16 protein-coding genes are annotated in these 22,565 nt (G+C 65.7%); 4 read left to right on the top strand and 12 right to left on the bottom strand.

Annotation, left to right across the window (positions count from 1 at the left end; genetic code table 11):
• Positions 1-3 precede the first annotated feature (3 nt).
• The 3 genes from LB515_RS24535 to LB515_RS24545 all read right to left on the bottom strand — a co-directional run bounded on the left by LB515_RS24535 (position 4) and on the right by LB515_RS24545 (position 3,499).
• Positions 4-933 (bottom strand): carbohydrate ABC transporter permease, encoded by a 930-nt coding sequence (locus LB515_RS24535; RefSeq protein ID WP_095768146.1) that lies wholly within the window; start codon positions 931-933, stop codon positions 4-6.
• A 241-nt stretch (positions 934-1,174) separates the two neighbouring features.
• The gene (locus LB515_RS24540) at positions 1,175-2,434 is read right to left on the bottom strand and encodes an ABC transporter substrate-binding protein (protein ID WP_224709234.1); all 1,260 of its coding nucleotides are present in this window, start codon (positions 2,432-2,434) and stop codon (positions 1,175-1,177) included.
• Between the two features lie 114 nt (positions 2,435-2,548).
• Positions 2,549-3,499, bottom strand: coding sequence for an N-acetylmuramic acid 6-phosphate etherase (locus tag LB515_RS24545; protein WP_224709235.1), 951 nt, complete (start codon positions 3,497-3,499; stop codon positions 2,549-2,551).
• A gap of 200 nt (positions 3,500-3,699) precedes the next feature.
• On the opposite strand from LB515_RS24545, the gene LB515_RS24550 reads away from it, so the two are divergent.
• Genes LB515_RS24550 through nagA form a run of 4 tightly spaced genes read left to right on the top strand, consistent with a single transcriptional unit; the run spans position 3,700 to position 7,542 of the window.
• Complete coding sequence (locus LB515_RS24550; RefSeq protein WP_224545274.1) at positions 3,700-4,581, top strand: BadF/BadG/BcrA/BcrD ATPase family protein; 882 nt, start codon at positions 3,700-3,702, stop codon at positions 4,579-4,581.
• Complete coding sequence (locus LB515_RS24555) at positions 4,578-5,357, top strand: GntR family transcriptional regulator (RefSeq protein WP_224531693.1); 780 nt, start codon at positions 4,578-4,580, stop codon at positions 5,355-5,357. Before LB515_RS24550 ends, LB515_RS24555 begins: the two co-directional genes overlap by 4 nt.
• Positions 5,354-6,385: an SIS domain-containing protein gene (locus LB515_RS24560; RefSeq protein ID WP_224709236.1), complete on the top strand. Its 1,032-nt coding sequence runs from the start codon at positions 5,354-5,356 to the stop codon at positions 6,383-6,385. Before LB515_RS24555 ends, LB515_RS24560 begins: the two co-directional genes overlap by 4 nt.
• Positions 6,382-7,542, top strand: a complete 1,161-nt coding sequence (gene nagA, locus LB515_RS24565) for an N-acetylglucosamine-6-phosphate deacetylase (RefSeq protein ID WP_224709237.1) — start codon at positions 6,382-6,384, stop codon at positions 7,540-7,542. The genes LB515_RS24560 and nagA overlap by 4 nt, the downstream gene beginning before the upstream one ends.
• A gap of 182 nt (positions 7,543-7,724) precedes the next feature.
• Here nagA and LB515_RS24570 read toward each other — a convergent pair whose 3' ends face one another.
• The 9 genes from LB515_RS24570 to LB515_RS24610 form a co-directional block, all read right to left on the bottom strand.
• On the bottom strand, positions 7,725-9,242 hold the full coding sequence (locus tag LB515_RS24570) for a malonate--CoA ligase (RefSeq protein ID WP_224709238.1): 1,518 nt from the start codon (positions 9,240-9,242) through the stop codon (positions 7,725-7,727).
• Between the two features lie 108 nt (positions 9,243-9,350).
• Positions 9,351-10,088 carry a GntR family transcriptional regulator gene (locus LB515_RS24575; RefSeq protein ID WP_224709239.1) on the bottom strand — a complete coding sequence of 246 codons (738 nt, stop codon included), beginning with the start codon at positions 10,086-10,088 and terminating at the stop codon, positions 9,351-9,353.
• 261 nt (positions 10,089-10,349) lie between these two features.
• Complete coding sequence (gene rpe / locus LB515_RS24580) at positions 10,350-11,027, bottom strand: ribulose-phosphate 3-epimerase (protein WP_224709240.1); 678 nt, start codon at positions 11,025-11,027, stop codon at positions 10,350-10,352.
• 292 nt (positions 11,028-11,319) lie between these two features.
• Entirely contained in the window at positions 11,320-15,162 is a 3,843-nt protein-coding gene (locus LB515_RS24585) for a DUF11 domain-containing protein (protein ID WP_224709241.1), read from the bottom strand.
• A gap of 11 nt (positions 15,163-15,173) precedes the next feature.
• A complete protein-coding gene (locus LB515_RS24590; RefSeq protein ID WP_224709242.1) occupies positions 15,174-17,135 on the bottom strand; it encodes a hypothetical protein in 1,962 nt (653 codons plus the stop codon).
• Between the two features lie 365 nt (positions 17,136-17,500).
• Positions 17,501-18,433: an alpha/beta hydrolase gene (locus LB515_RS24595; protein WP_224709243.1), complete on the bottom strand. Its 933-nt coding sequence runs from the start codon at positions 18,431-18,433 to the stop codon at positions 17,501-17,503.
• 47 nt (positions 18,434-18,480) lie between these two features.
• Positions 18,481-19,263: a carnitinyl-CoA dehydratase gene (locus LB515_RS24600; RefSeq protein WP_224709244.1), complete on the bottom strand. Its 783-nt coding sequence runs from the start codon at positions 19,261-19,263 to the stop codon at positions 18,481-18,483.
• Entirely contained in the window at positions 19,256-21,334 is a 2,079-nt protein-coding gene (locus LB515_RS24605; RefSeq protein WP_224709245.1) for an acetate--CoA ligase family protein, read from the bottom strand. Before LB515_RS24605 ends, LB515_RS24600 begins: the two co-directional genes overlap by 8 nt.
• A gap of 64 nt (positions 21,335-21,398) precedes the next feature.
• Positions 21,399-22,562, bottom strand: a complete 1,164-nt coding sequence (locus tag LB515_RS24610; RefSeq protein WP_095768160.1) for an acyl-CoA dehydrogenase family protein — start codon at positions 22,560-22,562, stop codon at positions 21,399-21,401.
• Positions 22,563-22,565 lie beyond the last annotated feature (3 nt).

Below are 22,565 nucleotides of genomic sequence, written 5' to 3' on the forward strand. Positions count from 1 at the left end.
GCCTCAGAACTGGTAGCGACGCAGGCGCGTCTGCACGAGGAACAGATAGACGCAGACGCCGGCGAGGATGATCAGGAACATGATCGTGGCGATGGTCGCGCCCATGTTGGGATCGCCGACCTGCAGCTGGAAGCCGAAGAAGGCGCGGTAGAGGAAGGTGCCGAGGATGTCGGTCGAATAGTTCGGCCCGGCCAGCGCCCCTTGCGCCGTGTAGATCAGGTCGAAAGCGTTGAAATTGCCGACGAAGGTCAGAATCGAGATGATGCCGATCGAGGGCAGGATCAGCGGCAGCTTGATCTTCCAGAACTGCGCCATGCCGGTGACGCCGTCGCATTCGGCCGCCTCGATCACCTCGTCGGGGATCGACAGCAGCGCTGCATAGATCAGCATCATCGGGATGCCGACGAACTGCCAGACCGAGACCAGGCTGAGCGCGGTGAGCGCATATTGCTCCTTGCCGAGCCACGGCGTGAAAAAGCTCTTCAATCCGACGAAATCCATCAGATGCGGCGCCACGCCCCAGATCGGCGACAGGATCAGCTTCCAGGCGAAACCGACGATGACGAAGGACAGGATCGTCGGCACGAAGATCGCCGTGCGGTAGAAGGCGGTGAAGCGCAGCCGAGGGCTGGAAAGAAGCGCCGCCAGAAGCACACCGATCGGGTTCTGCACCAGCATGTGGATGATGAAGAACCAGACATTGTTCCTCAGCGCGTTCCAGAAATTCACCGACCAGTTCGGATCGCCGAACAGCGTGCGGAAATTGCCCAGTCCGACAAAGACCTGGGACTGCTCGATGTTGCGGAACAGCGAAAGCTGCAACGTGCCGAACAGCGGCAGGATCATGAATGCGGTGTAGACCAGCACCGCCGGCGCCAGGAAAACGCCGACATGCCAGCGGATCGCTCTTTTCGGTCGCGTTTCTGCAGCCATGAGTTCGGTAGCCATGAGTTCGGGTCCCCGCCGTCTCTGGGTTCCAGGTCGGTTGATGCTAGCTGATGCCTCGATGCACGGCTTGGCTGTCCCCTTGAGGAGAAAGACAAGGCCAGCGACAGATCGGCTCCGTCTTCCCCGCACGGGGAGGGTAAGACCGGGAGGCTGCGCCGACAATCGCTATCGGGAACTGTTGAACGCCGGCCGGGCCCGAGCCCGGCCGGTATTGCAATCGATGCTCTTACTTCGCCGGCTTGTACCAGCTGTCGAGGCCGTCCTGCAGCTTCTTGGCCGCGGCTTCCGGCGTGTCGGTGCCGTTGATCACATTGGCTGATTCAACCCAGGTCTCGTTCTCGAGGTTCGGCGTGCCGCGCGACAGGATCTGGTAGGTCGAGCGGATCGTCGACTTGCACTTGCCGCGCCAGGAGACGAACTCCTGCGCCAGCGGGTCGTCCATCTTCACCGGCGAGGAGTTCAGGCTGAAGAAGCCGGGCAGCGCGTTGGCGTAGATGGTGGCGAAATCCGGCGAGGCGACCCAGGACAGGAACTTCTTGGCCTCTTCCGCATGCTTCGATGCCGCATTCAGGCCCATGCCGATGTCGGTGTGGTCGGAGATGTAGCAGGTGTCGCCTGCCTTCTCGACCGGCGGCGGGAAGGCGCCCATCTTGAACTGCGCCTGGGTGTTGAACAGGCCGATTTCCCACGAGCCGGCCGGGTAGATGGCGGCGCGGCCGAGCGTGAACAGGTTCTGGCTGTCCGGATAGGTCTGCGCCTCGAAGCCGTCGCCGAGATACGGCTTCCACTTGGCCAATTCCTTGAAGGGCTCGACCCACTGCGGATCGGTGAGCTTCTGCTCGCCCTTGATCAGCGCCTGGCGGCCTTCCTCGCCCTTCCAGTAGTTCGGGCCGACATTCTGGTAGCCCATGGTAGCGGCTTCCCAGAGGTCCTTGGTGCCCATCGCCATCGGGATATAGGTGCCGTCCGCCTTAATCTTGTCGAGCGCCGCGAAGAACTCGTCGCGGGTCTGCGGCACCTTGATGCCGAGCTTGTCGAAGGCATCCTTGTTGTAGATGAAGCCGTGGATGACCGAGGCCATCGGCACGCAGAAGCTCGACTTGCCGTCGTCGGTCTGCCAGGCGGCCTTGGCGACGGGCGAGAAGTTCTCCATGCCAGGCAGCGAGCTCAGGTCGGCGAGGTTGCCCTTCTTGAACAGCTCCAGCGACTTGTCGAAGGGGCGGCAGGTGATCAGGTCGCCTGCCGAGCCGGCGGCGAGCTTGGCGCCGAGGGCCGCATCGTATTCGGTCGGCGCCGAAGGCGCGAACACCACCTTGATGCCGGGGTTCTTGGCTTCGAAAGCCGGGATCAGCTTGTCCTTCCAGATAGTCAGGTCGTCGCCGCGCCAGCTTTCGATGTTGAGCGTCACGTCCTCGGCCAGCGCCATCCCGGTCGTGCCGAGGATGCTTGTGCCGAGCAGAAGGGCCGTCAGTAGTTTGGTCTTCATCTTCAGTCTCCCTGTTGACCTTTTTCAGGTTCGGTTTTGAGAACAGAGGCTCAGCGCCCCTTGCTCCCCTCGCAAGCCCGTTTCACCCCGATGGAAATCGGGATGAAAAGGGCCCTACCTCTTTGTTAGGGCATGATCTTTTCCGAAAAGCGGGTTCCACTTTTCGGAATCATGCCCCAGTGCGGAAAGCGCCGGCCTGAGCTTCTGGCCGGTTCCTTCCAGTATCTTCTCGGCCGCGTCGGCGCTGGCGGCGCCCGCGGCGAGCAGAATGGCGGTCTTGACGCCGCCGCGGCTCTCCTCGAGCAGGCGGGCGGCGTCGTCGCGGCTCTTGCCGCTGATGGCGGCGACCATGCGCACGGCGCGGTCGCGCAGCTTGATGTTGTCGGCGGTGAGATTGACCATATAGCCGTCATGGACATGGCCGAGATGGATGGCGGTGAGCGTCGAAAGCATGTTGAGCGCGATCTTCTGCGCGGTGCCCGCGCCCATACGCGTCGAGCCGGCGATCAGCTCAGGCGGCGTTTCGAGCAAGATGGCGACGTCCGCCTGCTTGAACAGGACGGCGCCCCGATTGTTGGCAATCGCGATGGTGGCGGCGCCCCGGCTGCGCGCGTCCTGCAGCGCCTGGACGGCATAAGGGGTCGAGCCGCTGGCCGAGATGGCGATCAGGCAGTCGCCCTTGCCGATGGCGGCCGCGGCAACCGCCGCCGACGCTTCGTCGGTGTCGTCCTCCGGCCCGCCTGCCAGCGTGCGGAAGGCGTCGTCGCCGCCGGCGATGAGGATAGCGATGCGGTCGCGCGCAATGCCGAAGGTGCCGGGCAGTTCCAGCGCGTCGGCCACCGCCATCAGGCCGGAGCTGCCGGCCGCCGCATAGGCGAGCTTGCCGCCGCTCTTCAATTGCTTCGCGATGAGTTCGGCGGCAAGGGCAATCGCCGGAATGGCGCCGTGCACGGCCTTGCCGGCCTCGATCTGGGCGCTGGCCAGGAACGCCAGAATGGTTTCGGGGGCCTGGACATCCAGCCCCTCGGCATTCTGGTGGAGCGCTTCGGTGCGCGTCTCGGCCATGCATTTTCCTCCGATTGAGCGAACAATACCAAAAAAATACCACTTGTCCACACGCATTAATGAATTTCAGGCGGCGGACCTCCCTTGTCGGCAAATTAACGTGATTTTTCAACAAAATGCGCCTTAATCTTTTTCGAACAGAAATTAACTCTTGGCTATTGGTATTTTATTGGTATTATCCGGCCCCGAGGAGAAATCGCGTGAAATTCGTGCTTGGCATCGATGGCGGCGGCACCAGCTGCAGGGCGGCCCTTGCGACCGTCGGCGGCGCCGTTGTCGGCCGCGCCAAGAGCGGCGCCGCCAACATCCGCACCGATCTCACCGGCGCCCGTGCCAACATTGTCGAGGCGGCCAGGCAGGCTTTTCTGGCCGCCGGCGCGGATCCGGAACTGATTCCCCAAACGCCGGCCATTCTCGGTCTCGCCGGCGCCAATGTCGGCACTTATCGGCAGCAGCTCGAGGCGATCCTGCCCTTCAGCCGGAGTCGTGTCGAAACCGACGCCGAGATCGCGCTAGAGGGCGCGGTCGGCTCCGGTGACGGCGCCATGGCCATTCTGGGCACCGGCACCGCCTATATGGCGCGTAAGGACGGCAAGTCGCGCGCCATCGGCGGCTGGGGTTTCCAGGTCGGCGACCAGGGCAGCGGCGCCCGCATCGGCCGCGACCTGCTGGAACAGACGCTGCTTGCCTATGACGGCATCCGTCCGGGCTCGCCCTTGACCGACGCCATGCTCGCTGTCTTCCGCAACAATCCCGAAGACGTGGTCGAATTCACCACCAACGCCAAGCCGGGCGATTTCGGCGGCTTCGCGCCAAAGGTTTTCGAGCATGCAGAAAAGGGCGACCTCGTCGCCAATTTCATCCTCGGCAAGGCGGTCGCCGATGTCGAGGCCTCGCTCAACGCGCTCGAGCTTGCCGACCATGCTCCGCTCTGCCTGCTCGGCGGCCTGGCGCCGCTTTACGCGCCGCGCCTTTCGGCACGCTATCAGGCGCTGCTCAAGGCCCCGCTCGACGATGCGCTGGGCGGCGCCGTGCAGATGGCCGTGCGCATCTTTGCCAAGGGTCCGGAGGCCGCCCGATGAGCGCCGCCGACCAGATCTTCTCCATGCTGAAAGAATCCTCGCAGAGCGGCGCGCCGCTCTATTTGCAGCTCAGGCGCAGCATCGAGGAAGCGGTCAATCGCGGCCTGATCGGTCCGGGCGACGCGTTGCCCTCCGAGCGCGACATCGCGAGCAAGGCCGACATCTCGCGCGTCACCGTGCGCAAGGCGGTGCAGGACCTGGTCAAGGGCGGCATCCTCGTTCAGCGCCACGGCTCGGGCACCTTCGTCGCGCCGCGTATGGAGCGCGTCGAGCAGTCGCTGTCGCGGCTCACCTCCTTCACCGAGGACATGGCGCGCCGCGGCATGAACGTGCGCTCGGTCTGGCTCGACCGCGGCCTCTATGCGCCGTCGCCGGACGAGATGATGGTGCTGGGCCTCTCCTCGACCGAGCTGGTGGCGCGCGTGGCGCGCCTGCGCATCGCCAACGACACGCCGCTGGCGATCGAGCGCGCGGCGCTCTCGGCCAGCGTCCTGCCCGATCCCGAAGCGATCGGCTCCTCGCTCTATGCGGCGCTGGAAACGACCGGCAATCGCCCGGTCCGCGCCGTGCAGCGCATCTCGGCCACCAATCTCGGCGACGCCGATGCGCGCCTCTTGGAAGTGCCTCCGGGGGTTGCCGGACTGCAGATCGAGCGCATTTCCTATCTGGCGAGCGGCAAGGTGATCGAGTTCACCCGCTCGGTCTACAGGGGCGACGCCTATGATTTCGTCGCGGAACTCCGGCTGACCGGGCCGGGAGAGGAGCTCCGGCCATGAATGCCAGCACCACCCATATGCGGCGCGAGATCAACGAGATCCCAGAAGCGGCCGCGCGCCTTCTCGACGGCTCGTCCGCCATGTTGGCCGAGGCCGGTCGCGGCCTTCGCGAGCGGGATCCGCATTTCGTCGTCACCGTGGCGCGCGGCTCGTCCGACCATGCCGCGACCTTCATGAAATATGCCGTCGAGCTGACGGCAGGCCTGGCGGTCGCCTCCGTTGGGCCGTCGATCGCGTCGATCTATGGCGCCAGGTTGAGGCTCCGGGGCTCGGCCTGCTTGGCGGTCTCGCAGTCGGGCAAGAGCCCCGACATCGTTGCCATGGCCGAAACGGCAAGGGCCGGCGGCGCGCTCACCGTCGCCATCACCAACACGGCGGACTCGCCGCTGGCGCGGGCCTCCGACTATGCCATCGATATCTTGGCCGGACCTGAGCGCAGCGTCGCGGCCACCAAGACCTTCGTCAATTCGGCCGTCGCCGGCCTTGCGCTGATGGCGCATGCCACGGATGACCAAGCATTGATCAAGGCGCTCGCCGGCCTTCCCGGCCATTTCGAGAAGGCGATCGCCTGCGACTGGATGGCGCTCGCCGGCGCTTTGGAGAACCCGCAATCGCTGTTCATCCTCGGCCGCGGCCCGTCCTTCGCGATCGCCAGCGAGGCGGCGCTGAAATTCAAGGAAACCTGCGCGATGCACGCCGAGGCCTACAGCGCCGCCGAGGTCATGCATGGGCCGCTGGCGCTGGTCGGCCCCGGGTTCCCGGTCCTGGCGCTTGCCGCCCGCGATGCGTCCGAACCCTCGGTCGCCGAGGCGGCCGACGGCCTGACGGCCAAGGGCGCCGCCGCCTTCATCACATCCGACAAGGCGAGGGCCGCGCGGCTTCTTCCCCATGTCGCCACCGGCCACCCGCTGACCGATCCGCTGCCGCTAATCGTGTCCTTCTACGGCTTCGTCGAGGCCTTCGCGCGCCATCGCGGCCTCGACCCCGATGCGCCGCGCAACCTGCGCAAGGTGACGGAAACCGTATGAGCGACCGTTTCGCACTCACCGGCGCCCGCATCTTCGACGGCGCCGACTGGCATGACAACGCCTCCCTCGTCGTCAAGGGCGACGTCATAGAGGCCATCCTGCCCACCGGCGCCATTCCGTCCGGCGTTTCGACGGTCGAGACCGGCGGCGGCCTGCTTGTGCCCGGTTTCGTCGACATCCAGGTCAATGGCGGCGGTGGCGTGATGCTCAACGATCATCCCGATGTCGCCTCGATCACGACCATCTGCCGGGCGCACGCGCCCTTCGGCACCACCGCGCTGCTGGTGACGCTGATCACCGACACGCCGGCGATCACCACCGCGGCGACCGCTGCTGGCGCTGAGGCCACCCGGGAGAAGGTGCCGGGCTTCCTTGGCCTGCACCTGGAAGGGCCGCATCTCTCGGTGGCCCGCAAGGGCGCGCATGATCCGGCGCTGATCCGGCCGATGACCGACGCCGACCAGGCGGCGCTTATCGCGGCGCGCAAACAGCTTCCCGTCCTGCTCACCACGATCGCGCCGGAATCGGTCGAGCCGGCCCGTGTCGCGGCGCTGGCCAAGGCCGGCATCGTCGTCAGCCTCGGCCATAGCGACACCAATTACGCGACGGCCACCGCCTTCGCCGAAGCCGGCGCCACGGTGGTAACGCACCTTTTCAACGCCATGAGCCAGATCGGCAACCGCGAGCCGGGCCTGGCCGGTGCGGCGATCGACACCGGCGGCCTGTATGCTGGGATCATCGCCGACGGCATCCACGTTCATCCGGCGACGATGATGCTTGCGCTGCGCGGCAAGCAGGTGCCTGGCAAGATCGTGCTGGTCACCGATGCCATGGCGACGATCGGCACCGACATGACATCGTTCACGCTCAACGGCCGCACCATCTACCGCAAGGACGGGAGCCTGCGGCTTGCCGACGGCACGCTGGCCGGCGCCGATCTCGACATGATTTCCGCCCTGCGCTACGTCCATCGCGTCGTCGGGCTCGATCTCGACGAGGCTCTGCGCATGGCCTCGCTCTATCCGGCCGAGGCGATCGGCCAGGCCCACCGCCTCGGCCGCTTCGCCAACGGCACCGCCGCCGACATTGTCCGCCTGTCGGAGGACCTGGATGTCAGCAACGTCTGGATCGGCGGCAGGAAGGTGTTTGGAGCGTAGGCCTTCGCGGTTTTCGTCATCCTCGGGCTTGACCCGAGGATCCATTCCGCGACCTCTGCCGCAGAGCGCAATGGTGCAGAATTCTGTAACCGTTGCAATGCCTTAGCGTAACGGCATGGATCCTAGGGTCTGCGCACGTCGCTTCGCTCCTTGCTTCGTCCTAGGATGACGACGCAGTGTTGTTAGCCGGCTGTATAGATATCCTTATACGCCTCGCGCAGCACGTTCTTCTGCACCTTGCCCATCGTGTTGCGCGGCAGCTCGTTGACGAAGATCACCTGCTTCGGATGCTTGTATTTCGCCAGCCGCCCGGCGATGGCGCCGGCAATGTCGGCGGCGCTGATCGCCGAGCCCGGTTTGCGCACCACCACCGCGGTGACGCCTTCGCCGAAATCGGGATGCGGCACGCCGATCACCGCGCTTTCGCCGACACCGTCGAGCGCGTCGATCTCGCTCTCGATCTCCTTCGGATAGACATTGTAGCCGCCGGAGATGATCAGGTCCTTGCCGCGCCCGACGATGTGGACATAGCCGTCGGCATCGATCAGGCCGAGGTCGCCGGTGATGAAGAAGCCGTCGTCGCGGAACTCGGCCTTGGTCTTGTCGGGCATGCGCCAATAGCCGGCAAAGACGTTCGGTCCCTTGACTTCGATCATGCCGATCTCGCCCTGGGCCAGCGGCTTGGCCGTCTCGGGATCGGTGATGCGAAGCGAAACGCCGGGCAAGGGGAAGCCGACCGTGCCGGCGCGCCGCTCGCCGTCATAGGGGTTGGACGTGTTCATGTTGGTCTCGGTCATGCCGTAGCGCTCGAGGATGGCGTGGCCGGTGCGCTCGCGCCAGGCCTTGTGTGTTTCGGCGAGCAGCGGCGCCGAGCCGGAAATGAAGACCCGGATCGTCTTCGCCGCCTCGCGTGTCAGGCCGTCCTGCTGCAACAGCCGCACATAGAAGGTCGGCACGCCCATCAAAGCCGTCGCGCGCGGCATCAGCGACAGAATGCGCGCGGGATCGAATTTCTGCTCGAAGAACATTGTCGCGCCGGCCATCAAGACGACGTTGGTGGCGACGAACAGGCCGTGTGTGTGGAAGATAGGCAGCGCGTGGATCAGCACGTCGTCGGCGCCGAAGCGCCATTGCTCCACCAGCACGCGGGCATTCGAGGCGAGATTCTCGTGGCTGAGCATCGCGCCTTTGGAACGGCCAGTCGTGCCGGAAGTGTAGAGGATCGCGGCAAGATCGTCCGGCCCGCGCGCGACATCGCTGAAATCCGTCGCCTGCCGCGAAGCCTGGCTGGCCAGCGTTCCCTGCCCATCGCGGCCGAGCGTGAGCACTGTCGCGCCGACCGCCGCGGCAAGCGGCTCGACGCCCGAAAGGCGGTCCGGATCGCAAACGATCAGTTTCGGCTCGGCATCACGGAAGAAATAGTCGAGCTCGGGCAGCGTGTAGGCGGTGTTGAGCGGCAGGAAGACCGCGCCGGTGCGTAACGAGGCGAGATAGAGCAGCATCGCCTCCGGGCTCTTCTCGACCTGGACCGCGACGCGGTCGCCGGGCTCGACGCCGGCCTGCGCGAGGGCATGCGCCAGCTGCGCCGATTTCGCCAGCATGTCGCCATAGGTGATCGAACGGCCGTCATCCGTCTCCATCAGCAGCCGGCCGGGCGCCGGCATGCGGGAGCGGAAAGCGCTGAAGAGATGATTGGTCATGAGATGTCCTCAAAGCGGACGAAGGCCGAATGGCGCATGCCTTGCGCTCGCCTGAGCGAATACCAGATTTGGCGCCCGGAGCAAAAACTGCGTTGATTTTTCGATCCGCTATTTACGGCCGCGTTGGGACTTGCCGGCCTTCGGATCATAACCCTGGGCGAGGCGTTCCATGCACATCGCTGCGGTGAGGCGGTAGTGATTGAGAAGCGCCTCGACCGCGCCGTCGGCGTCGCCGTCCAGCGTGCGTTCGGCGATGATGCGGTGCTCGCCGAGATCGTCGCGCCCCGTGCCTGGCGCGTTTTGCGCGATCAGGCGGTAGCGCGAGGCCTGGTCGGAAAGCTGGTCGCAAAAGCCGATCAGCCAGTGCGACCTGCAGGCCGCGATCAGGGCGCGATGGAAGGCGCGGTGCAGCTTTTCCCATTCCGGATTGTTGGTTGCCGGGTCGTCCGGCAGGCGCCGCTCGGCGCGCGCCAGGCGGTGCAGGGCAAGCACCAGTTGCTCTTCCCATTCTGCGGTGCGGTGCGCAATGGATTCGCGCAGCGCCCGCTCCTCCAGCCAGCAGCGCGTACGCGTCAGCTCCTCCAGTTCCGCGGCGCTGACCGGCATCAGGAAGAAGCCGCGTTGGTCGTGACGGCCGAGCAGGCCCTCGGCGGCCAGGCGGTTGAGCGCCTCGCGCACCGGCGAGGCGCCGGCGCCATAGCGGGAAACGACCCACTCGACACGCAGTTTCGTCTCGGACTCCAGGGCTCCGCGCAGCAAGTCGTCGCGGAGTTGCTGGTAGACCGAACTGGCAAGCGTGCTTTTGGCTCCCTTGCGCTCGCCCGGCTCGGTGCTTCCGTTTGTCAATCGAACTCCTGTTGCTTTGCCCCTGGTTTGCCAGGGCCCCGCGGCGAAGCAATTCCCGTACATGTATCATACAGCCGGGCAATGTGGTGTCTCAAGCGGAAGATGACGATATTCGACTTTAAGACAAGCGGATCGTCTATTTACTGAACAAAGTAGAATCTCAGGGAAAAGTCGATGTTCCTGCGTCGCTTAATAGAATGAACAATCGTTCAATCCCTGTCGCGGTTGTACAATTCCCGCGAGGCTCGCACCGTTATATGTTTATCTGGCGGCCCTGTCGGCAGCCGTTCGAATTGCTTCGATATTTGCCCTATAGGCTTCGACGCTGCCGCCCTTGAAGACTGCGGCGCCCGCTACCAGCACATTGGCTCCGGCCGCGGTCACCAGCGGCGCCGTTTCGGCCGAAACACCGCCGTCGATCTCGATACGGATCGGCCGACCGCCGATCAGCGCCTTCACCCGTTTCACCTTGTCCACGATCGCCGGGATGAAGGCCTGCCCGCCGAAGCCCGGATTGACGGTCATGATCAGGATGAGGTCCAGCCGATCGAGCACATACTCGATCGCCGTTTCCGGCGTTGCCGGGTTGAGCGAGACGCCTGCCTTCTTGCCGAGGTTCTTGATGGTTTGGAGCGAGCGGTCGAGATGTGGCCCGGCCTCGGCGTGCACCGTCATGCCGTCGCAGCCCGCTTCGGCGAAGGCCGCCAGGTAAGGATCGGCCGGCGCAATCATCAGATGGCAATCGAAGAAGGCCTTGGTGCGGTTGCGGATCGCTTTGATCACCGGCGGGCCGAAGGTGATGTTAGGCACGAAATGGCCGTCCATCACGTCGAGATGGATCCAGTCGGCGCCGGCCGCCGCGACGGCCTCGACCTCATCGCCCAGCTTCGAAAAATCCGACGCCAGCACTGATGGCGCGATCAGGGTCTTCTTGCTCATGGCGCAAATTCTCCCGGCGGTCCTGCGCGCGTGGTCGCGCGCCTGTCAGGGCGATTGCCTAGAGCAATTCCAGGAAAAGTGCGAGCGCTTTTCCGTCCGGAATTGCGTGAAAACAAAGAGATAGGGCGTTCACCGTTTTCGTGAAACGGTGAAACGCCCTCGACCATGATCCGGCCAAAGGGGGGGCATGTTTTCGACGGGCGCACTGGCCCGCCTGCCGTAGAGCTTTCTTCGATGTGGAAGAGAAAACCCGCCGGATCGCTCCGGCGGGTCTCGATCTTCAGCCGCACGATTACGGCTTGAAGTTCTGGATGTTGGCGCCCGCCGGATCCTGCAGCATGCGGCGCGGCTGGCGCTGCGGCACCAGTTGCTGCAGCACATTCGGGTTGAGCAGGATGCCGGGGTTGATCTCGATGTCCGGCTGCCTGCGGATCGGGTAGCAATCCGGATACTGTCCGGCCGTTCCGGCCGGGCAGCGCCGCCGGGTGAAAACCGGCTGGCACTGTCCGTCGATGAACTCCGCACCCGGTGCGCATTCCACCGACGCCTTGCGGCAGGCGCCGTTGCGGATTTCGGTCCCGCGCGGGCAGACGCAGTCACCCCGCTTATTGTGGACCTGGCCGCGGATGGCGCACTGCTCCTGGCTCGGCTTCGGCCGCTGGCAGGCCTTGCCCCGCACCACCATGCCGTCCGGGCAGGCGCAGTTGCCGTTGGCGTCGCGCAGCTGGCCGCGGACCGGGCACTGCTTCGACACGATCGGCCGGCAGGCGCCGCCGCGCACCTCCATGCCGCTCGGGCAGACGCAATCGCCATCGGCGTTGCGGGACTGGCCGCGGATACGGCACTGGGCGGGCGACTCCCTGTCAGGCACGCAAGCCTTGGCGGCACGGTCGAGATGCGTGCCTTTCGGGCAGACGCAGCCGTCCGTCGTCAGCACTGCGCCACGAATCGTGCATTTTGGCGGGACGACCTGGCACACGCCGTTCACCAGCTCGCCGCGGCGGCAGACGCAGTTGCCGTTCTGGTCGCGGTACTGGCCGGGACGTAGCGTGCATTGCGGCTCCTGCGGCTCTTCGCCCCGCACGCATCTGCCGTTCTCCAGCTCGGTGCCGCGCGGGCAGACGCAGCGTCCGTCCTCGGTGCGGACCTGGCCCTGCAGCAGGACGCAACGCTGCGGCAGCGGCAGAAGCTTGCTGCCACCGGACGAGCATTGGCCGTCACGGAAGGTGGTGCCTTCCGGACAGACACAACGGCCGGCCGAGTTCAGCACCATTCCATACAAGCACTGGTTCTTAACCTCTCGGCTGACGGTGAAGGGATGGCACGCATAGGCCTTGCCGCGATCGCCCTGCATGCCGCTCGGCGTGCGCGACAGCACGTCGCCGCCGCTTTGCACCGGCGTATTCGGCGAGAGCACGCCGACGCAGTTCTGTCCGCTGACCGTGCCCTTGAGACCGGCAAGCCGCCTGTCGTCGGGAAGCGTCACCGTGACATGGTGCTTGCGGCTTTCGCCGGCGCCGAGCGCCAGGTTCGCGATGCAGGACGCCGGCAGCGTCGCCGGCTCCGGCGAGCAGCCGAAGGGCGGGTCGATCGCGGTGATCCGGACGCCTTCCAGCCTGCCGATGCCGTCGATGCCGATCGCATCGCCGATGCGGACCGGACCGGAGAAGGGGGTAGGCCCATCGTTCGTGATGGTGATCTCGAACGAGCAGGGCTCTCCCAGCCGGCATTCGGCATCGCCGGTCTTCCCGACGCGCATGGTCGAGCCGCCGCCGCCCTTCGCGCAGGCCTGGCCGATCGGGTAGACGATGTCGTCGCCCGGCGCAGGCCCGTAGGAGCCGCGCGCGCAATTCTCGAACGCGCCATTGCCGCTCACCGTCACGTCGAAGTGCCGGCTGGTTCCGGGCGTCATCGCGGCGCCGGGAATCTGGCACGACAGCGTGTTGGCAGGCACTGGTCCGCAAGCCCAGTCCGCACCGCCGAGGGTGACGCTCTGGATTTGCACAGGCGCTCCGCCCGATACCAGCGTCGCGGCATCGCCGACCCGCACCGGTCCGGTGGGGGCGGCGGTGCCGGCATTGGTAACGGTGATGCGGCAGGAAACAACCGCAGCGCCAGCCAGCGAGCCATCGCAGGTCTTGGTGATGCGCAGGCCAGGCTGGCCGCCATTCGGGTGGCGGATGCGCTGGGTGGCGCAAGCCTTGTTGTTGGCAAGGTCGACCTCGCCGGCAATGCCCTTCACCTCGGCGCAGTTCTCCACCGTGTCCGGCCGGTAGTTCGTCGGCATCACCGCTCTGACGACGATCGGCGTCGAGGCGCCCGCAGGCAGCGAGATGCCGGCATTGTCGCAGCGGAACTGGCCAGGGCCGCTCGGTCCGCAGGCCCATGGCGGGCTCGGCCCGAAGGTCGACGAGGTCGGCGCGCCGCCGGGGTAGGTGTCGATCACGGTCAGCGGCCCGTTATAGGTGCCGGTGCCGTTATTGATGATGTCGATCACGAAAGTGCAGGCGCCGTCCGGCGTGCACACCGGGGTACGGGCGCGCTTCTTCAGGATCAGGTCGACCTTCTTCTCGACCGGCGGATTGCACTGCGGATCGCGATCGCCACGGCGGCAGATCGGGATCGAGGCGCAGCCGCGGTCGTTCTGCTGGCTGCCGAACAGCGGCTTGCCGCTGGCCTGGTAGTCATAGGCGGCGCAGTTGCGCAGCACGCCGCCTTGCCAGCCGCCCGCCGGCTTGAAGCCGAGCTTGAGGTTGACGGAGGCGCCGAGGTTGAGCGTAGTCGCCGGATAGGTGCAGGTCATCGGCGTCGTGCCGGGCGCGCAGACCCAGGGCGCGTTCGGCCCGGAGGTCAGCACCGAGCCTGCCGGCAGCGTCACCTCGTCGAGCACGATCTTGCCGTTATAGGGCGCGTCGCCGACATTGGTGACGGTGATGGTGAAGTCGCAGCCGCCGGCCATCGTGCAACGCGGCACGTCCGCATGTTTTTCGACCTTGAGGTCCGGCTCCTTGTCCTTCGGCGGGCATCTCAGGTCACGCGGGACGACGATGTCGATCACCTGCGTGCAGCAGAGCCCCCAGCCTTCCTTCGGCCCGGCATAGGTCTCGATGCCGGTGACGACGAGGTGGATGGTTTCGCCGGGCGAAGCGCCGATGATCTTCCAGTTCAGCACGCCGCCGCCGATCGGCACCTTCTGCATGTCGGGAACGATGCTGACGCCGGGCGTCGTCGTCGACACCTGCACCCATTTGTCGCCCATCTCCGGGCCGACCGGCATATGATAGATGAAGGCGCCGCCGCCTGGCACGCAATCGACCGTGCCGCGCTCGACTTTGAAACATTCCTTGCCGGGAGGTGGTGGCGGCGGGTTGCACTTGATCAAGTCGATCTTGATCGAGGTCTTCACGCCGGTCAGGAAATCACCGTCGTCCGGTCTGTCCGGATCCTGCGAGTGGATCGTTGTTGCCGGACCGCCCCTGAAGGCCACCTCGATCTCACCCTGGTTGTCGACCGTCGTCGGCACGGGAAAGGTCGCATGGTCTATCCTGGCGGTGATGCGGAAGGTGATGACGCGTTCGTTCGCAGCACCCGCGCCATCGAGGTTGGCAGCGCTGATGCGGAAGTTGGAAACGCTGGCCGTGTCGTTCGAGCTGGCCGACGTGCCGATTGAAGCAGCGGGCAGCGGTCCGCCCGAGGCGCTGGTGCCGTCGCCGGAGACATCGACGCCGACAATCTGCAGGCCGTGCGGCAGCTGGTCCTTGAAATCGAGCCTTGTCGCTTTGAGCAGGGCGGCCACGCTTGGGCGGTCGAAGTCCTGCGGGTCGCCATGGATGCCGAAGCTCAGGACATACTCGACCGTATCGCAGCTTTTCTGGCTGCCTTTCTTGGTGAAGAAGGGCACGATCCGGGCGAGCTCCGCATTGATGCCGCGGGATGCTGGATTGGCGGCCTGATTGGCCGTGGCCGGAGCCTGGTCCTGGGCGAGCGCCGGCAGTGCCGGCATCATGGCGACCGCGATACCGGCCGCCATCAGCCAGCGCGCGCCGCGCCTGGCATATGACAGGGGTTTCATGATCGTCTCCATGACGGGTTTCGGGTTGCTCGAAACGAAGCGGGAAAGGGCGAGATTGCTCATCTGTCCCTCCCTCAACGTTCGCAGCTGACGGCTGGCGTTCTGAGCGGCAGCGTCATCTTGCAGCAAGGGTAGTAGCCACCCTTGTCCTGGTCGGACTTGCGGTAGAAGCAGAGCCCGACATTGACGGTGTCGCCCGGATCATGGCCGGTGATGTCGATCGTGTAGGGCTTGCCCGGAACATGCGACATGGGGGTTGATACCCCGACGCCGGGCGTCCTGGACTGCGCCTTGATCGAATCGCCGCCGAAGCCGGCATGGTCATGGAGATAGAGTTCGGCCCGCAGACCGCGTGGCGTGCAGTAATAATGCACGTCGTCGACATCCACGCAGGGCGGCAGGTTGCCGGGCGGTGGGAAGTCCGGCGGATAGAACGGAGGCAGGTAGCCGCCGCCGGGGATTTCCTCATAGTAGCCGGCGCGGCCCTCACAGGGGCGCCAGACCCTTACGTCGCCGACATGGCCTTGGACGTCCGGGTCTTCGAAATAGCCGTCGAAGTCGACGAACCATGAGCCGAAGGGCGGAACGTTCGCCGGCTTGACCAGCGCGCTGGGCGTCAGCTGGACGCCATGCACGGCAAGCGGCCCGCCGGTGGCGAGGCGCTCGGCAAGTTCGGGATTGTCGCGCAACTTGTCGCCGGTGTTGACGACGGTGTCGGTGCAAACGGAAGTGTCGAGATTGCCGTCGGCGTCATAGCGATATTGCAGGTCGACGCCGCCGGCCGACTGGCGGTTGCCTTGCGGGAAGCCGACGGCATATTCCTGCGGCACCTCGACCCAGGCCGATTCCGTTGCCGGATCGTCCGGATCCTCGCGCCAGTAGCGTATCAGCTCGCCTTTGCCGGAATCGGCGAAGCGGCTGTAATCGTAGCGGTTCTCGACCGGGCCGCGCTGGGCGAGATACATGAAGCCCTTATTGTCGAAGGCGATGTCGGTGACGGCATAGTCCTGGTCCGCCTTGACCGTCAGTTCCCAGCGCGGACCGCCGGCAAAGCCTCCGTCGCTCGCGATGCCGACCGACCAGATTTCGGCCTTCTCGCCGACGGAATAGTAGAGCCGGCCGCCATGATAGGCGACGGCCCAGACCCGGCGCGCATCCTGCGTGTAGCCCCAGGTCTCGGGGTCCTCGCTATCGAAAGCGGCAGCCTGGATGTCCATCAGGGCGCCGTCGTCGGGGACAGGGGCGAGCCTATGCGCGGGGCGCCCGGCGACGCCATGGTCGAAGCTGTCGATCAGATTGCCCTCGATATCGATGCGGTGAATCAGCCCGGTATCGAGATCCGAAGCGAAGAACTGGCGATGGGTAGCATCGAAGGCGAGGTTGCCGATGCCGGGGCCGCTGTTGGTGTCGATGTCGGCGAATTTCGAGACCGCGCCGGTGACGCCGTCGATCTTCCAGATCGTGCCTGGACCGCCGCCATTCTCGGTGCCGAACTGGCCGTCCATGAAGGTGGCGCCCGCGGTGCCGCGGCGCTGCCGTTCCGGCCTGCCGTCATGGTCGGCGCCCGGCGTGACGATCTCGATGCCATGCAGCGAGGTCGCAGCCGCGTAGAGGTTAGGAACGCCTGAGGGCACGCCGTCGCGCACGCCATCGTCATAGGCGAGGCCGAACACCTCGCCGATCTGCCCGGCCGTCACCTCGAAGGGCGGCCGCGTGTTGACGAGTTGGCCGGAAGCGGGCCCGCCGAGATGCGAGACGTCGAAAATGCGCAAGGATGCGCGGGACGTATCGATGAAGGTCTCGTCGACCGGGTCGACGCCGGGGGGCAGACCCTGATCGAAATCGGGAATGGTGGTGCCCGGAAAGCCGGTGACCGCCATCGAACCGGGATAGATGATCTGGGTTTCCTGCGCCTTCGCCGCGCCGAGCCACAAGCCGGCGGACAGCGCCAAAGCCAGAATTCCGCCGCTTGTTGCGATTGCGCGGCGCAAACGGCGGCCACGGGAACGCAGGAACGAGCCGCGAACGCCAGACATTGAACTCCCCCCGAAGCCGCTGGAAGGAACGTCCGCCTCTACCGCGCCAACCAGGGCAAGGCGCGGCGTTGCGGCACGTTCTTCCCCGTTCGAATTGTCTGTTTTCCTCTTTGTGACGATACGCCGGCTGCTGGGCAGGGTCAACGGAATCAGCCGGAAGCCCAGCGCGTCGACCCCTTCCCGAAGGGGGTGATCGCGCTGGATTCCCGTTGTTCCCGGAGACCGCGAAGTCTCTGGGTTTCTGGTCATGGCGGCTTTCCTTTCCGGGCCGCGCCATTGCGGCGCCTGGCCGTCAGTCGCTGGCCGGCATGGAAAGGTTCATGGGAGGATAGCGGGGTGGAAAGTGTTTGCGGTCGCCAGGGGCGTTACCAGATCCAGTCGCCCCGGCCGAGCGCCGATACCGCCTCGACGATGCGGGTGAAGCTCGTCCGTGCCCGGCCGATCATGTGGCGGCCTCTGAGGTAGCCATGCACCAGGCCCGGCTCCTCGAACCAGGCGGCGCGCCCGCCGGCCGCGATGACGCGGTCGCGATAAGCCTCGCCGTCGGATGACAGCGGGTCGCACTCGGCGGTGATCAGCACCGTCGGCGGCAAATAGGCGAAATCGGCGTCGGCCAGCGGATAGAGCGTGATGTCGCCGGTCTGGTCGATGCCGCCGGTGCGGATATGCTTGTAGAAGTCGAGATCGCGCACGGTCAGCATCGGGGCCTCGGCATGGGTGACGTAGGAGCCGCGCGAATGGTCGCCGCCGAGCCCGGGATAGATCAGCATCTGGCCGGCCGGCTTCTTTTCATGGCCGCGCGTCGCATGCGCTACCGCCGCGCAGAGATTGCCGCCGGCGCTGTCGCCGCAAAGCACGACAGGGCAGTCATAGGTCTTGGCGGCCCATTCGAACGCGTCCATGGCGTCGTCGAAGGCGGCCGGATGCAGATGCTCCGGCGCCAGCCGATAATCGACCGAGACCACCTCGTAGCCGGTGCGGGCGCAAAGCTCGGCGCAGACATCGTCATGGCTCTCCAGCCCGCCCAGGATAAAGCCGCCGCCATGAAGGTAGAGCACCATCGCAGCGTCGTTCGGCTCCGCGTTGCGATAGATGCGGATCGGGATGCCGTCGGCGATGCCTGTCGTCAAGGCGGTCACGCCCTGCGGATAGCCGGCAAAGAACTCCCGGCACATCCGGTCATAGATCGCGCGCTGCTCTTCGATCGTGTAGTCGATCGTGTTCGGCGGATAGTAAGAGTTGGTCTTCTCGATGAAGGCCCAGGTTTCTGCGTCGACGAGGGTTTTGTAGTCGGTCATGGGTGCGGAACAGGTAGCCAAGGCCTCGCTCCGTCATCTCCGCAGAATCACTTGCCCTTCCAAACCGGCTCGCGCTTCTCCGCGAAAGCCCGGAACCCTTCCATGTTGTCTTCCGACCCGTAGAGGATATCGACCGTCGGCAATTGCCTGCGCGTCACCTTGTTCATGGCGTCCTGGAAGGTCAGCGCCTCGGCCACCCGCGCGGTCTCCTTGATTGCGGCGAAGACCAGCGGCGGGCCGCTGGCGAGCAACCTTGCGATCTCCCAGACGCGCTCCTCGAGCTTGTCCTTGGGCAGCACCTCGTTGACCAAGCCCCAGCGATGCGCCTCGGCGACATCCATCCAGCGGCCGGTGAACAGAAGGTCCATGGCGATATGGTAGGGGATGCGCTTCGGCAGCTTGATGGTCGCAGCGTCGGCCAGCGTGCCGGCGCGGATCTCGGGCAGCGCGAAAGAGGAATGGTCCGAGGCGTAGATGAGATCGCAGGACAGCGCCAGCTCGAAGCCGCCGCCCACCGCCATGCCGTTGACGCAGGCGATCACCGGCTTGTTGAGGTCGCGCAGCTCCTGCAACCCGGCAAAGCCGCCGACGCCGTAATCGCCGTCGACCGCATCGCCGGCCGCCGCCGCCTTCAGGTCCCAGCCGGCGCTGAAGAACTTGTCCCCGGCCGTCTTGACGATGGCGACACGCAGTTCCGGATCGTCGCGGAACGCCTTGAAGGTCTCGCCCATCAGCCGCGACGTCTTGAGGTCGATGGCGTTTGCCTTCGGCCGGTCGAGCGTGACCTCGAGGATCGCGCCTTCGCGGCGGGTGGTGATGATTTCAGCCATTCTTCTTCTCTCCAAGCACGAGCAGGGCGTCCGCGATCCAGGCGCCCTTGCCTTCGGCGCAGACGATCAGCGGGTTGATATCGAGTTCCTCGATCTCGCCTTCGTTCTTCTGCACGAAGTCGGCAATGCCGGCGATGGCGTCGATGGCGGCGTTGACGTCGGCCTTCGGCCGGCCGCGATAGCCTTCGAGCAGCGGATAGAGCTTGAGCCCACGCAATGCCGCCTCGATGTCGTCGCGCGTCGCCGGCAGCATCAGGGTCACGCTGTCGCGCAAAAGCTCGACCAGCACGCCGCCGGTGCCGAGCGTCATCACCACGCCGAACATCGGATCGCGGGTGAAGCCGACGATCAGCTCGGCGACGCCGTCGCGCACCATGCGCTCGGCATAAAGCCCGGTGCCGAGCGGCAGAAGGTCATGCGCGGCGGCGCTGACGGATTCGGCGTCCTTGAGGTTCAGCCTGACGGCGCCGACTTCCGACTTGTGCGTCACGCCGAGCGCTTTCAACGCTACCGGGAAGCCCAGCGTCATGGACGAGATCACCGCCTCCACCGCGTTGGAGGCGCGTTCGCCCTTCGGCACCGGCAGGCCGGCCTTGATCAGCCTTTCCTTGGCCTCGGCCTCGTCCGGCGTCACGCGTTTGGCTTCGGAGGTGCCTGCCGCGGTGGTGTCGACCGGCTGCGCCTGCGGCTCATGCCAAGCCCAGCCGATGAAGGCGGCGGCCTGGGCGGCGTCCATGGCTTCCGAGATGCCGAACAACGGCACCATGCCGCGCGCCATCAATCCGGCGGTGTATTCCTCCGGCAGGTTTTCCGGCAGCGAGGAGACGATCGCGCCTTGCGCCTTGTTGGTTTTCAGCGCCGCCTCGAAGGCGCGCAGCGTTGCCCACCAGTCGACGTCGGAACAGCGGTCCGGGCGCGGGAAGTCGAGCACCAGCATGTTGAGGTCGAAGCCGCCCGACACCATGGCGGTGAAGGTAGCGGTCATCGCCGGCTCGTTGTTCCAGATGAAGGTGTGGTAGTCGAGCGGATTGGCGACGGCGACCAGCGGTCCGAGCGTCGATTTGACATGCGCGCGGTGCTCGGCCGTCAGTGCCGGGAAATGCACCCAGCGCCCCTCGGCGCTGTCGGCCATCACCGAAGCCTCGCCGCCCGAGCAGCTCATCGACGAAAGCTTGTAGCCGGGCAGGGGGCCGGTGACGTGCAGAAGCTTCAGCGCCTCGATGAAGGCGGGAATGGAATCGACGCGTGCTATGCCGAGCCGCTTCAGGAACGCGCCGGAGGCAGCGTCCGAGCCGGCGAGCGAGGCGGTGTGCGACACCGTCGCCTGCCGCGCCTGTTCGGACCGCCCGACCTTCATGGCGATGATCGGCTTCCTCAACTCGCGTGCCCGCGCCGCCAGCTTCTCGAAGCCGGCGACAGAATCGAAGGCTTCGATATGCAGGCCGAGCGAGGTGACGCGCTCGTCCTCGATCAGGCCCAACGCCATTTCGGAGAGGCCGGTCTGCGCCTGGTTGCCGGCTGTCATCAGGAAGGCGATCGGCAGCCCGCGCTTCTGCATCGTCATGTTGATGGCGATGTTGGACGACTGGGTGATGATGGCGACGCCCTTGCCGCCCTCGGCCAGCCTGATCCCGCCATGCTGGTCCGGCCAAAGCAACGCGCCGTCGGCATAGTTGATCAGGCCGTAGCAGTTTGGACCGATAGTCGGCATCTGGCCCGCGGCGGCGACGAGCTCGGCCTGCAGCCGCTCGCCATCCTCGTCATAGGCCTCGGTCTCAAGGAATCCGGCGGCAAAGCAGACGGCGCCGCCGGCGCCGCGCTCGGCCAGCGCCTTGATCACCTCGATGGTGAGATGCCGGTTGACGCCGACGAATGCGGCGTCCGGTGCTCCGGGCAGGTCGGCGACGGAGCGATAGGCCTTGCGGCCGGCGACCTCGTCCTTGGTCGGATGCACCGGCCAGATCTCGCCGGCAAAGCCCATCTTGATCGACTGCGCCACGACGGCGGCGGCCTGCGCCCCGCCGAACACGGCGATCGATTTTGGGCGCAGGAGACGTTCGAGTTTATGCATGGCCATCTTTTCGTTTGAGCGCGATCTTGTCCAAGGCCGGATCCGGGCCTTGGCGCATCATGCTCTAAGCACCGAACGGACGCAGCAGCGCCCGCGAAATAATATGTCGCTGAATCTCCGATGTGCCTTCCCAGATGCGCTCGACGCGGGCATCGCGCCAGATGCGCTCCAGCGGCAGGTCGTCCATCAGGCCCATGCCGCCATGGATCTGGATGGCTTCGTCGGCGACGAAGGCCAGCATCTCGGTGGCCTTCAGCTTGGCCATCGCCATGTCCTGGTCGGTGACGGTGCCCTGATCGTACTTCCAGCCGGCTTCGAAGACCATCAGGTCCGCAGCCTTGAGTTCCGTAGCCATGTCGGCGAGCTTAAACGAAACGCCCTGGAACTTGCCGATCTGCTGGCCGAACTGCTGGCGCTGCGCGGCATATTCGATGGCATGCGAGAGCGCGCGCTCGGCGCGGCCGAGGCAGGTGGCGCCGACCTGGAGGCGCGTGGCGCCGAGCCATGAATTCGCGACGTCGAAGCCCTTGTGCACTTCGCCGAGCACCTGGGAGGCCGGCAGCCGGCAGTCGTCGAATTCGAGGATCGAATTGGTGTAGCCCCGGTGCGAGACATTGCGATAGCCGTCGCGCACCGTGAAGCCTTTGGTGCCCTTGTCGACGAAGAAGGCGGTGATCTTCTTGCGCTTGCCACGCGGCGAATCCTCTTCGCCCGAAGCCATGAACACGATGGCGAAGTCGGCGATGTCGGCATGCGAGATAAAGTGCTTGGTGCCGTTGAGCACCCAGTCCGAGCCGTCCTGCACCGCGGTCGCCTTCATGCCGCGCAGGTCGGAGCCAGCGCCGGGCTCCGTCATCGCCAGGCAGTCCGACTTCTCGCCGCGGATGCAGGGGAAAAGATATTTCTCGCGCTGTTCCGGCGTGCCGGCGAGCAGGATGTTGGACGGACGCGCCACGCAGGTCCAGTGCAGCGCGTAATTGGCGCGGCCAAGCTCCTTCTCGTAGAGCAGCCAGCTTACCGTGTCCAAGCCGGCGCCACCGACATCGGCCGGCATGTTGGCGGCATAAAGCCCGGCCTCGATCGCCTTCGCCTTCAATTCGTCGATCAGTTCGCGGCGCAGCACGCCTGTGCGCTCCACCTCGCGCTCATGCGGGTAGAGCTCGTTCTCGACGAAGGCGCGCGTCGTTTCGACGATGAGCTTCTGTTCTTCCGAAAGACCGAAATGCATCGC

The sequence above is a fragment of the Mesorhizobium sp. CA15 genome (assembly GCF_020165215.1).
Lineage (GTDB): Bacteria > Pseudomonadota > Alphaproteobacteria > Rhizobiales > Rhizobiaceae > Mesorhizobium.

What these genes read in the sequence shown, in the direction of transcription:
- LB515_RS24590 (WP_224709242.1), bottom strand. Translation starts at nt 17,135, where the DNA reads ATGTCTGGCGTTCGCGGCTCGTTCCTGCGTTCCCGTGGCCGCCGTTTG.
- LB515_RS24540 (WP_224709234.1), bottom strand. Translation starts at nt 2,434, where the DNA reads ATGAAGACCAAACTACTGACGGCCCTTCTGCTCGGCACAAGCATCCTC.
- LB515_RS24605 (WP_224709245.1), bottom strand. Translation starts at nt 21,334, where the DNA reads ATGCATAAACTCGAACGTCTCCTGCGCCCAAAATCGATCGCCGTGTTC.
- LB515_RS24560 (WP_224709236.1), top strand. Translation starts at nt 5,354, where the DNA reads ATGAATGCCAGCACCACCCATATGCGGCGCGAGATCAACGAGATCCCA.
- LB515_RS24600 (WP_224709244.1), bottom strand. Translation starts at nt 19,263, where the DNA reads ATGGCTGAAATCATCACCACCCGCCGCGAAGGCGCGATCCTCGAGGTC.
- LB515_RS24610 (WP_095768160.1), bottom strand. Translation starts at nt 22,562, where the DNA reads ATGCATTTCGGTCTTTCGGAAGAACAGAAGCTCATCGTCGAAACGACG.
- rpe (WP_224709240.1), bottom strand. Translation starts at nt 11,027, where the DNA reads ATGAGCAAGAAGACCCTGATCGCGCCATCAGTGCTGGCGTCGGATTTT.
- LB515_RS24555 (WP_224531693.1), top strand. Translation starts at nt 4,578, where the DNA reads ATGAGCGCCGCCGACCAGATCTTCTCCATGCTGAAAGAATCCTCGCAG.
- LB515_RS24595 (WP_224709243.1), bottom strand. Translation starts at nt 18,433, where the DNA reads ATGACCGACTACAAAACCCTCGTCGACGCAGAAACCTGGGCCTTCATC.
- LB515_RS24585 (WP_224709241.1), bottom strand. Translation starts at nt 15,162, where the DNA reads ATGAGCAATCTCGCCCTTTCCCGCTTCGTTTCGAGCAACCCGAAACCC.
- LB515_RS24545 (WP_224709235.1), bottom strand. Translation starts at nt 3,499, where the DNA reads ATGGCCGAGACGCGCACCGAAGCGCTCCACCAGAATGCCGAGGGGCTG.
- LB515_RS24570 (WP_224709238.1), bottom strand. Translation starts at nt 9,242, where the DNA reads ATGACCAATCATCTCTTCAGCGCTTTCCGCTCCCGCATGCCGGCGCCC.
- nagA (WP_224709237.1), top strand. Translation starts at nt 6,382, where the DNA reads ATGAGCGACCGTTTCGCACTCACCGGCGCCCGCATCTTCGACGGCGCC.
- LB515_RS24535 (WP_095768146.1), bottom strand. Translation starts at nt 933, where the DNA reads ATGGCTGCAGAAACGCGACCGAAAAGAGCGATCCGCTGGCATGTCGGC.